Source organism: Candidatus Nitrosoglobus terrae (genome assembly GCF_002356115.1).
Classification (GTDB): domain Bacteria; phylum Pseudomonadota; class Gammaproteobacteria; order Nitrosococcales; family Nitrosococcaceae; genus Nitrosoglobus; species Nitrosoglobus terrae.
Genome location: NZ_AP014836.1, coordinates 247,729 through 261,861, shown reverse-complemented (window position 1 = coordinate 261,861; position 14,133 = coordinate 247,729). Strand labels below are relative to the sequence as shown.

The window sequence follows — 14,133 nt, the reverse complement described above, 5'->3', positions numbered from 1 at the left end:
ACTAGAGCATTCTAAAATAAATGCTCAATAATCCTCTATTATTGAGCGTTTGTTTATGCTTGGTTACTACAGATAGTAGTGTGGGAAGATTTTTATCCTAGTAAAAAATCCTATTTTTGGTTTCGTCTATTGCTATTGGTAACGATACCGAGAATAATGAGACCCGTAGAGAATAGTAAGAGTACTGAAGGGTTATCGATAGTAGTAGAGGCCAGACTGTTAACAAGCTGAGCCATACTGTGTCCTAGAATAAGGTCGCCGCTAATCAACGTTGGAAGCCCCATAATACTTGATCCATTGAGCTTTAAATCCAGTGCATTGACAGTAATGCTGTCTGCAGTTTGAAATTGTTCATTAAGGATTAAACTAGCGTTTGTGATACCGAAGGTACTTAGATCTATTATTGTATTGGGCGCTATAGGAGCCATGGAATTGATGAGTGCATGACCCAGTACATTCACATTCTCTATAGCCGTGTTTCCGTTAAGTGCTAGATGGCCATTGATATTAATAGCGGATGCATTCAAAGTCATAGTACTGAAATCAAGTACATCTGCTAATGATTGCCCCAGCATTTTAAAATTAAAGCCGGAGACCATTGAAGTAGCTTGAGCCGAATACGTTTGCCCAGCAATATTAAATATTGCACTTACTGGCTAGAGTACCTGTATCTAATGAGAGCACCTGAGGAATGTCCGCTTGGACATTGAGTAATTGTTTATTGACGATATAAGGATTTGGGCTACTTCCTGAAGCTATGGGTTCTGGATCTATATTAATGCCAATAGTATTTCCTGCTGCACTGAAGTGAGCTTGCAGGCCGTAGGCTGAGCTAATACCTGTTATCAGCGTAGCGTTTACAGTATTAGACATAAAGAACGCACTAACTGTCCATATCGCTATTGTCAACAATTTTTCTTTTTTCATAGTATTCACTTTAAGGTGTAAAAGGTTTTAACATCTGGCCGCTCAAGGATGAGGGCATGGGCTTATTAATACCATTTTCATAGGCAATACAAATGTAAAAAATAGACATTTTGATATCCTCGATTTCACTCAGCAAACCTATCCGTCCAAAACCAATGACCACAGGGTTTCAGCTAAAAACAAACCTCATAAAATTTGTAAAAACTCTTAACATTCTTTAATCATTAACAAAAAATGACTCAATATCAATTAGCTTATATTATCTGAATATTCTGGTTATCTAAGCCGACCTCCCGCGAGGAAATGGAGCGCAATTGCCTAATGGCTTATAAAGTGATTATTCCCGCCCGCTATAACTCTAGCCGTCTGCCGGGGAAGCCTCTATTAGATCTAGCAGGTAAACCCATGTTAGCCCACGTGATAGCAAAAGCTCAAGTAAGCGGCGCTGAAGAGATTTTAGTGGCAACGGATGATAGTCGTATACAAGCCGCTGCTAAAAATTTTGGCATTGAAGCCTGTATGACCTCCATTGAGCATACATCAGGAACAGATCGAATCGCTGAAGTGATATCTCAACGAGGTTATCCGGATCAAACTATTATCGTTAATGTTCAGGGGGATGAGCCATTATTACCTGCTCAGCTTATTGCTCAGGTAGCTGCCGATTTAGCAGCCCATCCTAAAGCGGATGCTGCCACTCTAAGAGTCCCTATCTCTAATCAAGAAGAATTATTTAATCCGAATATCGTTAAAGTGGTCTGTAATGCTGCAGGTTATGCCCTCTACTTTAGCCGGGCCCCCATTCCTTGGGATAGGGAGAATTTTACCTCTGAAAATGATAGCCCTACTAAATCTATACTATGGCCTTGCTATCGTCATATTGGCCTTTATGCCTATCGTGCCCAGTTTTTACGCCACTACTCCACCCTTTCTATTTGTAAACTAGAACAAACTGAACAGTTAGAACAGCTACGGATTCTGTATCATGGGGGGTATATTCATGTGGCTATTGCTCAGGAGATTCCTATCCCAGGGATTGATACTCCGACTGATTTAGAGCGGGTTAGAAATATCTTGGTGCAAAACAGAAAAGCTTAGGAAGACGATAGCTTAGAAGAATAAGGTAAATTTTATTGAGGAGGCTATCAAAATAAGCCTCCTCAAAGAGAGACGGTTACCCGCTATAAAATATTTAACGGCCTTTTAAATAAGAAATTTTACTGCCTACCACGCTTATAGCTTACTCATTCGTAGGAGCAATCATAGCTGAGCTAACAGGAGCAGTCTCTTTAGAGACTAATTCCCTTTCCTCTATGGGTAGCGAGATTTTTCCATTGGATCCATTTATTTCTGTAGATGATTCTGGGGAATTCCTAGTCACTGTTAATGAAGATTCAATGTCGCCCTCAGTAACTTTACTTCCCTCTGATTGCTCCGAAAGCTCGTTTCGGCCATTATTACTGACTCTATATCTATTGTTCGCTCCATTGGAACGGCGACGACGGCCACCACGCCGACTACGGATAGTCCTTAATGGTATTACAGCAGTACCTTCAACGGTTACTGGCCTATCTTGACTCTCTAAAGTTTCTACTATCGCTTTAGTAGGCTCTACTTTTATTTCTGCGGAAAGATCATCATGATTCTCAGTTTTTCTGAAGTTTTGCTGGCGACTGGAGTTATATCGCCCCCGATTTTGAGACTGGGATCTATCCCGACGTATCCCCCCTTGAGTAGAGCTATTTACCTCTTCGTTAACTGATTCTATTTTTTTATCTAATCCCTTCCCGGTTTGATCTTCTTTATCCATGAGTACTTCCCAAAAACGGGTCAGAAAACCTGCTTGATTCTTTGGCTCTGGATATTTTGCTGCCCTAGATATCTCCGCCTTAACTCGGGATTTATCCACAGCAATATTAGAAGCTACATTTCTAGGGATAGCCTCATGAGCCGCTTGGTAGCTTCGTATCTCAGGGGGATTAGCTGACTCATCTTCTTCTTTATTTTTAATATATTCAATTTCAAAAGCGGGGGTTTCCAGTTGAGCATTAGGGATCAAGGATAGCTGGGTGCCATATCGCTTTTCAAGAGTCGCTAAGCTGGCCCGCTTCTCATTGAGTAAAAAGGAGGCTACTGAGACAGGAAGCTGAACCACCACTTGGGCGATCTTTTCCTTCGCTGCGCCTTCTTCAATAAGCCGTAAAACCGATAGTCCTAAAGACTCCACTCCTCGGACATAGCCTCGGCCAACACAACGCGGGCACACCACTTGATGGGCATCCCCTAAGGAGGGCCGTAACCGCTGCCGTGACATCTCCAAAATACCAAAACGAGAAATGCGACCCACTTGTACCCGTGCTCGATCTTCGCGCAAACACTCACGCAACCGGCTCTCTACTGCTCGCTGATTACGTAATGGCGACATATCAATAAAATCAATAGCTATTAATCCCCCCAAATCACGTAGTCTTAGCTGACGCGCTATCTCCTCAGCAGCCTCAAGATTAGTTGACAGCGCGGTCTCTTCAATATCCTCACCCTTATTTGCCCGCGCCGAATTAATATCAATCGTGGTTAAAGCTTCCGTATAATCAATGACAATTGCTCCGCCAGAAGGCAATTTCACCTCATGCTGAAATGCCGTCTCAATTTTTCTCTCAATTTGAAATCGGGTAAAAAGAGAAACTTTATCTTGATAGAGTTTAAGCTTGTGCAGCTCATGAGGCATCACTTGGCACATAAAATCATATGCCCGCTGATATGTATCGGGGGTATCAATAAGAATTTCACCCACATCTAAACGCAGATAATCCCGTAGTGCTCGAATAATAACGTCACTTTCCTGATAAATCAGGAAAGCGCCAGAACGTGATTCAGCAGCCAATCTAATGGCCTGCCAAAGATGGAGTAAGTAATTAAAATCCCACTGCAGCTCTTCTGTATTTTTGCTGACTGCAGCGGTTCGAGCAATTAATCCCATCCCCTCTGGTACTTCTAAAGCACGTATTGCCTCTACAAGCGCAGTTCGCTCCTCCCCTTCAATGCGGCGTGAAACCCCACCTGCTCTAGGGTTATTAGGCATTAATACCAAATATCGGCCAGCTAAGCTAATAAAGGTAGAAAGGGCTGCTCCCTTATTTCCTCGTTCTTCTTTCTCTACTTGAACTACCAGCTCTTGGCCTTCTTTAAGTACTTCTTGAATTTTAGGCCGTTGATCATCAGGCCCTCTCTGATAAGGCTGAAAATAGCTACCAGCTATGTCTTTTAAGGGTAAAAACCCTTGACGATCAGCGCCATAATCAATAAAAGCAGCCTCTAAGCTTGGTTCAATCCGTGTAATTTTTCCTTTATAAATGTTGGCTTTTTTCTGTTCTCGTGCCGGATTCTCAATATCTAGATCTTGCAAACGCTGACCATCAACCATGGCCACTCTTAACTCTTCCGGATGAGTTGCATTAATAAGCATTCTTTTCATGAATCTCGTTCCTTAATTCCTACACATGTCCACACCTACAGCTAGCTACATATACCAAATCTCTAGCGGTAATGGCTATAAACTGTAAGTATTTGCGAGAATAACGAGAATATATGTATAAACCGTTTAGGATGAGGTATATGATTTCAAACGTGAAAACCTCAACAATAGAATAAAGAAAAAGCGCAGGATAGCCTGTCAATAAAATACATAAACACTTCTCACCCGCATAAACCTCCTTCAGCTGAAGAAAAATAGCCATACAGCTAAAGGCGCTCCAGAGAGTTTTTTATATCACTGAAGTTGATAAATGCTTGGGCACGATATTTCATATACAACAGGCGATAGCCTTTGTCACTCACGCAATTGATCTATTATTTTTAAACTCTATTGTAACCAAAATTGCTAAAATTCTTTATAATCATAAAACCTCAGGGTTACTCGTTACTCTTCACAAAACCTTATTTATCGTCACAATCTTTAAAAATTTCTTAGTATGTTCTATTAAACAAGTTAATTATCTGAAGTCTACCCAGTGTTATTAAGCTCAAAGATTTAATTTTACCTCAGCCAATTGTACCACTATGGAAATAACCTCTTAATTATAGACAAGTAATGTCTACCCTTGTTCTATGCTTCAGGCATATTTTTCTAAAAACAGTACCCCTAAGTTAGTGTCCACGAAACCAGCTTACAATACTGGAATAATAGATTCACTTCCTGCAATATATCAGGCTCTCTCTCTAGCATCAAACAAGCTCGCTATTTAACATAATAATTAGATTCATGAGCACCGAGGAAAAATCCCCTACTCTAGTTCGTATCTTAGAAATACAACCAGAACAAACAGGTCAACGGATCGATAATTTTTTACTCTCTCACCTTAAAGGGGTTCCAAAAAGCCGAATCTATCGCTGCTTACGTAAAGGGGAAGTTCGAGTTAATAAATCCCGTATCACCAGTAGCTACCGCTTACAACAAGGGGATCAGGTTAGGATTCCACCCCTACGAATACCCAATCCTTCTACCAAAAAACCAATAAGACAAGATCTTCTCAGCCAAATTGAAGCCAGCTTACTGTATGAGAATGATAAGCTACTCGTTATTAATAAGCCGGCAGGTATCCCAGTTCATAGTGGTAGTGGCATAGATTATGGAATTATTGAAGCGCTGCGGATCTTACGCCCAACAGCCGCTTTTCTAGAGCTAGTACATCGTTTAGATCGAGAAACTTCAGGTTGCCTTATGATTGCAAAAAATAGAAATATTTTACTGACACTACAGGCGATGCAAAAAAACCAGCTTATTCATAAGCACTACCTTGCCTTTGTAAAAGGGCATTGGCAAAGAAATACTCAAAAAGTAGACTTACCTTTATTAAAAAATGTGCCCCAATCCGGTGAACGAACCGTTAAAGTAAGTGCCGCAGGAAAATCTGCTTCCAGTTATTTTCGCTCAAAGCAATTTTATAGCGAAGCGACTCTGATGGCAGTTACTCTTGAAACCGGTCGTACCCATCAAATTCGGGTACATGCTGCTTATCTCGGCCACCCAGTAGGCGGTGATAAAAAATATGGCGATCCTGATTTTAATAAGAAATTACGAAGCCTAGGACTACACCGGTTATTTCTTCACGCCCATCAATTGGCCTTCACCTTCCCTAAAGAGGTAAAGCCAATAGAAATAACAGCGCCGTTGCCTACAGAATTAGAGACTATCCTAAAAATATATCCTATTCAACGTTCTACTAAGAGCAAAACTTAACCAGATCCCTATGTATGGAGGCTTCATGTCTGAACAAAATCCTTCTATCCCGCTCTCCCCAAAAAAAGCAAAAGAACAGTTATCTTGGGAACAAGAGACTTTACAACGCCTAGCTTTCAGTGCCCTCAAAGAACAACAGCGAGCGCGTCGTTGGAGCATTTTTTTTAAAATATTATTTTTCGCTTACCTGATCACGGTCTTATGGTTATATTCTCTTGATAGAGCTAGCGCCCCAGGAATCTCAACACCTCATACTGCATTGATAGATATAGATGGGGTAATTACTGCTGACCTACCTGCTAGCGCAGAGAATATTAAAAAAGGGCTACAAGCGGCCTTTGAAAATGAGCACACTACTGGAGTTATCCTGCGTATTAACAGCCCTGGTGGCAGCCCAGTTCAAGCAGGCTATATTAACGATGAAATTCACCGTCTACATCAAAAGCACTCCAAAATCCCCATCTATGCGGTTATCACCGACATCTGTGCCTCTGGCGGATACTATATTGCAGTGGCAGCAGATAAAATTTATGCGGATAAAGCAAGCCTCGTAGGCTCTATTGGCGTATTGCTTAACAGCTTCGGATTTGTCGAGGCTATGGAAAAATTAGGGATAGAGCGGCGTTTATTCACGGCAGGAGATCACAAAGGTTTTCTTGACCCATTCTCACCAACAGCAGAATCTGACCGCCAGCATATCCAGAAAATGTTAACTAATATCCATGAGCAATTCATTCAGAAAGTAAAAGAAGGCCGAGGAGATCGACTTAAAGATGATCCCTCTCTTTTCAGCGGCCTAGTATGGACAGGAGAAGAAGCTCTTACCCTCGGGCTAATAGACGGTTTAGGAAGTAGCGACTATGTGGCCCACGAGATCTTAAAGACAGAAAAAATCGTTGACTACACTTCTAAGCCTAGATTGTTAGAACGGTTTGCCAATCAGCTTGGAGCCACATTAAGCAGTGCGTTATCCAGCTTTATCTCTAGTCAGATTAGATAATGTTAATAACATTAGGAATCCTAGCTTCTTCTTCGACGCTTACTTAATACTGTAAACTTTCATATTTAGGCTACCCTGAAGCTATGGGCTAAAGCATCCTACGGTAGCCTAATTTATTCGCGCTACTTCTAATTACTCTAGCTTAAGTTAAGATAAATGTTTCCTTAAGCTTCTTCTCAACTGGAATATTTTTAAGTTGTACATAGACAGGTAATCCATGCTTATAAGGAGGGTAGTCTTCCCCATCAATTAAGGGCGCTAAATAAGAATGAGCTGCTTGCGTAATCCCAAAGCCTTCTTGGGTAATAAAATTTTGAGGCAATTTCTTTTCCACATTAGCTACATTTTTCAGCGCAGTTGATCCAATCTCCCAGCGATAGGGATCCTGGGATGTACGTATAATGATAGGCATCACCGCATTCTCACCCTTAACCGCCAACTCCACAGCAGCTTTACCAACTTGATAGGCTTGTTCAACATCTACTTGGGAGGCAATATGCCGAGCCGATCGCTGTAGATAATCTGATACCGCCCAATGGTATTTATAACCTAGCTTCTCCTTTACTATCTGAGCTAAAAAAGGCGCTAAGCCGCCAAGCTGGGCATGACCAAAGGCATCTTGCTGAGCGCTCATAGCAGATAAAAACTGGCCTACCTCATTACGTACGCCTTCTGAGGCCACAATCACGCAATACCCATAATCCTTAACGCTGCTATTCACTTTACGGAGAAATTGATCTTCATTAAAAGGAATTTCAGGAAACAAGATAATATGAGGCGCATCCCCCGCTTGCATTGCAGCTAAACCGCTTGCAGCAGCAATCCAACCTGCATGGCGACCCATAACCTCTAAAATGAAAACTTTTGTTGAAGTTAAGGCCATAGAGAGCACATCTAAAGCAGCCTCTCGCACTGAGACGGCCACATATTTTGCAACCGATCCAAATCCTGGACTGTTATCCGTCACCGCCAAATCATTATCTATGGTTTTAGGAATGCCAATACAAACCACAGGGTATCCTAGCCGATCTCCAATTTGAGATACCTTATAAGCAGTATCTTGGGAGTCACCGCCCCCATTATAAAAAAAATACCCTATATCATGGGCTTTAAACACTCTAATTAAACGCTCATATTCGTCTTTGTTCCCTTCAAGTCTCTTGAGTTTATAGCGGCAAGATCCGAATGCTCCCCCTGGAGTGTGCCGTAAAGCCCTAATAGCGTCATCGCTTTCTTGGCTAGTATCAATCAGATTTTCCATTAAAGCACCAATAATGCCATTACGCCCCGCATAAACCTTACCGATGCTAGACGAGTATTGCCGAGCAGTCTCAATAAGCCCGCAAGCAGAAGCATTAATAACGGCGGAAACACCCCCTGACTGAGCGTAAAATGCATTTTTTTTAACCATATTGTTCTCCTTAATCAAGCTAACAAGAATATCTCTAAAATTAGGATGAGCTAATTAGATCTAGATACTAAAAATAGCTCTATTACAATTGAACTAATTTCCTAATCCAAATATTACGTTTTTAATAATAAAAATTAACACTTCTATAAGCTACTCAGATAGCACTGTAGCCTTTCATACTTATTTCGAGCGTAGCAATCCTATAAAATTAGGAAAAAACACTTTAATATTTGATATAGTTCAATATTAGTTATTTTTTAAGGAAAATTCATGATGAGAATAGCGTTACTTGGCGCCCCAGGATCTGGAAAAGGAACTCAAGGTAAATTACTATCCCAAAAATATAATATTCCTCAAATCTCCACTGGAGACTTATTACGTGACGCTGTTGCCGCAGGTAGCCCGCTAGGAAAACAAGCTAAAGCCGCCATGGAAGCGGGAGAATTAGTCTCCGATGATATCGTAACTCGCATTGTAGGTGAGCGACTCGTTCAAGCCGATGCGACCCAAGGTTACATTCTTGATGGATTTCCTCGAAACCTAACTCAAGCTAGATCTCTCGATACAATGCTTAGCTCTCAGAATCAGCCGCTACAAGCCGTCATTCTGCTGGATGTAGATTTTGAAGTGCTAATGAAGCGACTGACAGGACGTCGTACCTGTCAAGCTTGCGGTACCATCTATAATCTTTATTTTTCACCCCCTAAAGATTCATCGCGTTGCGATCAATGTGGTAGCCATCAACTCATCCAGCGATCAGATGATAATGAGCAAACCATCCACAACCGCCTACAAACTTATGAAACCCAAACAGCGCCTCTTATTGATTATTATGCTGCTCAGGGCAAGCTATATAAGGTCAATGGCACCGATAACGTAGTAGATATAGCTAATAACCTCAGCCAGATCCTAGAAGTTACTTTATAGTCATTCTCTATGGCAAGAATATTGGGTATTGGAAATGCAACCCTCGATATTATTAATACCGTTGAATGTTATCCTGTAGAAGATGATGAAGTTAGAGCTTTATCTCAGCGGCGCTGTATCGGTGGCAACTGTGCTAATACGTTGACGGTCTTGCAGCAACTTGGCCATGATTGTGTCTTTGCTGGCACTTTAGCCACCGATACCGATGGGGATGAAATTGCTTTAGGGCTACAACAACAGGGGATCAATATAGATTATTGTCATAGAGTAAGCGGGGAATCTCCTACCTCTTACATTCTCTTAAGCCACGATACGGGTACTCGAACCATCGTCCATTATCGAGATCTACCCGAGTTTAGCCTAGCTGATTTTGAAAAAATCGACCTTTCTACTTTCGACTGGATTCATGCTGAAGGCCGTAATGTTATCGAGACGACCTCTATGCTAAGTTTTATTCATGAACGATTTCCCCCCTTACCTTACTCAGTGGAAATTGAAAAGCTAAGGTCGGGGATTGAAAATCTTTTTAAGGGGGCAGCGGTTTTGTTTTTCTCCCGCCATTATGTAACTCATCTGGGCTACTCGAATGCGGAAGGGTTCTTACAGCAGCTACATCCAAGCCTACCCAATATTGAAAAAATCTGCCCCTGGGGTGAAGAAGGGGCTTATGGCTTAGATCAGAAAGGAAAAAGCCATCATGTCCCCGCCTTTTCCCCTTTGCAAGTAATAGATACACTAGGGGCTGGTGATACTTTTAATGCCGGATTTATCCACGCTCACCTCCACCATTACCCATTTGCCAAATCTCTTACCTTTGCTTGCCAGCTCGCCGGACGTAAATGTGGTCAGTACGGATTTGAAGGTTTAATAAGCTAAAGATAATCTTTATGTTCTTATGCGACTTAGATGATCTCCCCAAACATGGCACCCGTGAGTTTACTTTAAATCGCCAAGATCTATTCATGCTTCGCCAAAACGATCAAATCTGGGCTTACCTAAATTATTGTCCCCATATGGGTATCACCCTTAACTGGGTTGTAGATCAGTTCCTTGATACGTCAGGCCAATATATTCAATGTGCTAATCATGGGGCTTTATTCAGGTTTGAAGACGGCCTCTGTATCGCCGGTCCTTGTATTGGACAATATCTAAAACCTATATCATATAAGTTAATCGATAATAAAATTGATATCATTTTGCCAATAGATAATCCGGCTTAAGATACTCCTCTGGGATAGTGCCTTCCCGCGGTAAGTAGATTATTATTCGCATGTTTAGTTTGTGTAGATGTTGACACATAATGGGGCCAACATCTTTCCAATTAAGGTTACCAAGGCCACATCCAAGCGCTGGTATTGCTAGTGACTGAATACCCAAAGAATTAGCATTTTCCTGTATCCATTCAAGGCCTTGTATAATTCCCAGAAGATCAGAATTTCGACGCCAATGATTTTTTGTAGCAAAGAGTAAAAACCACTTAACGTTATTGGGGGTAGAGATCAGGCTAGGCTCATCCATAAGCTCTTCGTCAAACGAAGCCTCACGTTTATATAGGTATGGTTTCCCCATGCGAAGCAATTTTTGCCGACATGTATCCTGATAGACAACATAAACATCCGGGAACTGGTATTTAGTTCTAGAGGCTAACCCTTTGCCCATCACACCTACCGTATTAACACTTATAGTTAGTGTTTGCGCAGTAGAAAAAAACATATCTCCTGCTACCAAAGAAAGCTTTTCAGTCATCTTATAATGACTAGTAGGGCAGAAAAATAAGTTAGGTTCAGGAACAATCAGTATAGTTAGGCCAATAGTTTTTTCACGTAACTCGTCAGCGATCTTATGATTCGCAACGTAGACAGAATGGATATATTCAGGTGGGATAGTATCTGGAACTAGACATTCCGCCATGATCTTCCGCTTTGAGCCATCGGTGGAATTCCACCACTCACCTGTAATGATACCCCAAGTTTCCACGAGAACCTCGACACCCCGCTGCCCATCGTAGAAAGTTGTCGCATCGTTCGCTGCATTCCCGTCCGTAATGAACAATCCAGCACAGTCAAGTATATCTTTTTTTAGCGCTACCACAGCTAAGTGATCTCGCCCTCTCTCATGGATTACTCGATACATCATGGGATTGCGAGGCTGGAAATAGACGTTCGCAAACCCCCATAAACTTCGGCCATCAGGTGTTTCTTTGCCTCGTCTATTACTGACGATCTCAGTATCGTAAATAGACTGGTGTTTGATTCCTCTCTCTTCGATCTTAGCGTGTGAAAGCACTCCATAACGGAGTATAGAAGGGATATTGTCCTTATGCGTAATATAATAGAGGCTCTTAGCCTCAATTTGCTTTCGTTTGCCGCTAGCCATACTACGCTCTATTAAAATCAAAGCTCATCACTAATTTAGATCCTAAAATTAGATAATTAGCTGCGATATTCCGCATTAATTTTCACGTAATCATAAGAAAAATCACAGGTCCAAATTTGAATCTCCGCCTCACCACGGCCTAGGTTTACTTCTACGGTAATTTCCCCTCGCTGCATTACCGCATGGCCACGATCTTCGGAGTAATCTGGATGAATAACCCCATTAGAAACGACACAAACCTCACTTAAATAAAGAGAAATACGATCTAAAGTGAGACCCAAGATATTACTCCGGCCTACAGCTGCTAAAATCCGACCCCAATTAGGATCGCTGGCAAAAAATGCAGTTTTCACTAAAGGAGAATGGGCAATATTATAAGCTACCTGCTTGCATTCTTGGATATTTGCGCCGCCCGTCACTCTAACCGTAATAAACTTGGTTGCTCCTTCCCCATCTCGAATAATGGCTTGCGCTAAATATTGGCAAATTTCAGTGACAGTCTGCTGAAAAGTTATGAAATCTACACTATCAGTATTTTCAATAGAGATGCCACTTTTCCCAGTAGCCAGCAGCACGCAAGCATCATTAGTTGAGGTATCACCGTCAACCGTAATACAATTAAAGCTTTCTTCCACTGCTTTGGTGAGGCAGCGCTGTAATAGCGCTTTAGGTATCTGGGCATCTGTAGCCAGAAAAGCAAGCATTGTTGCCATATCTGGCCAAATCATGCCCGATCCTTTAGCAATTCCAGTAATTGTTACTAGACGACCTTGAAAGATAAGCTCTCTAGAGAGTCCTTTAAGTACCGTATCGGTCGTCATAATAGCTTGAGCTGCAGTAAGCCATCCAGTAGATGAGCGAGCTTCCCATGCTAGCGGTAGAGCAGCCTGAATAATTGATACCGGTAATCGCTCGCCAATAACTCCGGTAGAGAAAGGAAGCACTGCGTTAGAATCTACGCCACTCAGATCGGCTAACGTAGTACAGCATGCCTGAGCATCCATTAGTCCTTGATCCCCAGTACCCGCATTGGCATTACCTGCATTAATTAATAGCAAATAAGGAGAACCTTCGGATAAATGACGACGAGCCACTACAATAGGCGCCGCACAAAAAGCATTACGGGTAAAAACAGCCGCACAGTTACTCCCTTTAGCTGCTTCAATCACTACTAAATCAGGACGATTTCGGTAACGAATACCTGCCGCGACAGTGCCTATGTTAATCCCTTTTACAGGTAATAACTTTGGTAAAGGCTTAAGATCAGTTGTCATAGAGCTTTTTAATCAGGAGAGAACCTAAATTGTTGGCAATTAGGATCGAGAAGAGTTAGAGCTTTTAAAGCTTACTAAACTATCTGCCATTCCCGCTAACGCTAATCCCCCAATGATTAGAGAGGGGAGAAATAACAACCCGATATAAAGGGGAGTTAACCACCATGCCGACAATCCTTTTCCAGTAACCAACGCGTATAAAACAGCTATTCCTTGAAATAAATACATCATTATCGCCACTATTAATAAATCAACCCAAAGACTACCAGCGCCTGGAATAACTTTCAGGGTTACCATAATAGCTAAGCCTATTACCAACAAGGCCAGGGATCGTGGTAATCTCAAAGCACGAAATTCGGCTTGAAACTCTGTTGAATGATGTAAAAATGACTGCCATTTTCTTGCTAAGAGCAATGTAAACATCAAGCTTGCGCTGAAGAATAGGGACACTATCCCGTTCATAAAAGCTAGAGATCCTTCATCTATAAATTCTTGAACTGTAGCCCCTGGCACTAGAGTAACATGCTGCTCTAGCCACTGCTTCCACCAAAGAGTTACATCATCTATAAATAGGTGAGTACCTATTACAAAAAGAGATGCGAAAAAACCAACAGCTAATAAAGCAACACTTTGCGATCGGCTTACGCGTAGCAATGTAGCACAAATACAATTTGGCAACCCAAGCACTAACAGTAGCGGTAAAACGATATCTGCCCTGTTAATTCCAAGGAAATCAGTACCAAAAAATGTAATAATAACCCCAGGTAAAATAGCACCTATAGTAATGATAAAAGACTCAGCGATCCTTCGCTCCAATGCAACTAACCCGATGATAGCCCCGCTTACATAGGCTAATAGTGGGAAAAAAAGCGCAAAAATCCCGGTAATCCCAGCAGTTAAAGCCACTATAATGGGATATTGGATAATAAGTAGCGTTATCTCACGAATATCAGTGGCAGTTTTACCCATCGACTATTAC

13 protein-coding genes are annotated in these 14,133 nt (G+C 41.7%); 6 read left to right on the top strand and 7 right to left on the bottom strand.

Annotated elements, in window-relative coordinates; all coding sequences use genetic code 11:
• Positions 1-110 precede the first annotated feature (110 nt).
• Together TAO_RS01265 and TAO_RS01260 are read right to left on the bottom strand one after the other, a co-directional pair.
• The gene (locus TAO_RS01265; RefSeq protein ID WP_331712988.1) at positions 111-635 is read right to left on the bottom strand and encodes a choice-of-anchor P family protein; all 525 of its coding nucleotides are present in this window, start codon (positions 633-635) and stop codon (positions 111-113) included.
• A gap of 1 nt (position 636) precedes the next feature.
• The gene (locus TAO_RS01260) at positions 637-873 is read right to left on the bottom strand and encodes a hypothetical protein (RefSeq protein WP_096526260.1); all 237 of its coding nucleotides are present in this window, start codon (positions 871-873) and stop codon (positions 637-639) included.
• Between the two features lie 375 nt (positions 874-1,248).
• Between TAO_RS01260 and kdsB the strand changes: the two genes are divergently transcribed.
• A complete protein-coding gene (kdsB, locus tag TAO_RS01255; RefSeq protein WP_096526259.1) occupies positions 1,249-2,025 on the top strand; it encodes a 3-deoxy-manno-octulosonate cytidylyltransferase in 777 nt (258 codons plus the stop codon).
• 142 nt (positions 2,026-2,167) lie between these two features.
• On the opposite strand, the gene TAO_RS01250 is transcribed toward kdsB, so the two are convergent.
• Positions 2,168-4,402, bottom strand: a complete 2,235-nt coding sequence (locus TAO_RS01250) for an Rne/Rng family ribonuclease (protein WP_096526258.1) — start codon at positions 4,400-4,402, stop codon at positions 2,168-2,170.
• A gap of 786 nt (positions 4,403-5,188) precedes the next feature.
• Here TAO_RS01250 and TAO_RS01245 point away from each other — a divergent pair.
• Both TAO_RS01245 and sppA read left to right on the top strand, forming a co-directional pair.
• On the top strand, positions 5,189-6,166 hold the full coding sequence (locus TAO_RS01245; RefSeq protein WP_096526257.1) for an RluA family pseudouridine synthase: 978 nt from the start codon (positions 5,189-5,191) through the stop codon (positions 6,164-6,166).
• A 25-nt stretch (positions 6,167-6,191) separates the two neighbouring features.
• Positions 6,192-7,166: a signal peptide peptidase SppA gene (gene sppA, locus TAO_RS01240; RefSeq protein ID WP_096526256.1), complete on the top strand. Its 975-nt coding sequence runs from the start codon at positions 6,192-6,194 to the stop codon at positions 7,164-7,166.
• 142 nt (positions 7,167-7,308) lie between these two features.
• On the opposite strand, the gene TAO_RS01235 is transcribed toward sppA, so the two are convergent.
• On the bottom strand, positions 7,309-8,577 hold the full coding sequence (locus tag TAO_RS01235; protein ID WP_096526255.1) for a 6-phosphofructokinase: 1,269 nt from the start codon (positions 8,575-8,577) through the stop codon (positions 7,309-7,311).
• 273 nt (positions 8,578-8,850) lie between these two features.
• On the opposite strand from TAO_RS01235, the gene TAO_RS01230 reads away from it, so the two are divergent.
• Genes TAO_RS01230 through TAO_RS01220 form a run of 3 tightly spaced genes read left to right on the top strand, consistent with a single transcriptional unit; the run spans position 8,851 to position 10,724 of the window.
• Positions 8,851-9,504 (top strand): adenylate kinase, encoded by a 654-nt coding sequence (locus TAO_RS01230; protein ID WP_096526254.1) that lies wholly within the window; start codon positions 8,851-8,853, stop codon positions 9,502-9,504.
• A 9-nt stretch (positions 9,505-9,513) separates the two neighbouring features.
• Entirely contained in the window at positions 9,514-10,380 is an 867-nt protein-coding gene (locus TAO_RS01225; RefSeq protein ID WP_096526253.1) for a PfkB family carbohydrate kinase, read from the top strand.
• A gap of 11 nt (positions 10,381-10,391) precedes the next feature.
• Positions 10,392-10,724 (top strand): Rieske (2Fe-2S) protein, encoded by a 333-nt coding sequence (locus TAO_RS01220; protein WP_096526252.1) that lies wholly within the window; start codon positions 10,392-10,394, stop codon positions 10,722-10,724.
• Here the strand turns inward: TAO_RS01220 and TAO_RS01215 are convergent.
• From TAO_RS01215 to TAO_RS01205, 3 genes are read right to left on the bottom strand one after another with little or no spacing between them, the layout of a single operon-like run.
• Positions 10,696-11,880 carry a DarT ssDNA thymidine ADP-ribosyltransferase family protein gene (locus TAO_RS01215; RefSeq protein WP_096526251.1) on the bottom strand — a complete coding sequence of 395 codons (1,185 nt, stop codon included), beginning with the start codon at positions 11,878-11,880 and terminating at the stop codon, positions 10,696-10,698. The two genes, TAO_RS01220 and TAO_RS01215, sit on opposite strands and share 29 nt — an antisense overlap.
• 56 nt (positions 11,881-11,936) lie before the next feature.
• A complete protein-coding gene (argJ, locus tag TAO_RS01210; RefSeq protein ID WP_096526250.1) occupies positions 11,937-13,154 on the bottom strand; it encodes a bifunctional glutamate N-acetyltransferase/amino-acid acetyltransferase ArgJ in 1,218 nt (405 codons plus the stop codon).
• 39 nt (positions 13,155-13,193) lie between these two features.
• A complete protein-coding gene (locus TAO_RS01205) occupies positions 13,194-14,123 on the bottom strand; it encodes a YybS family protein (protein WP_096526249.1) in 930 nt (309 codons plus the stop codon).
• Between the last annotated feature and the right edge of the window lie 10 nt (positions 14,124-14,133).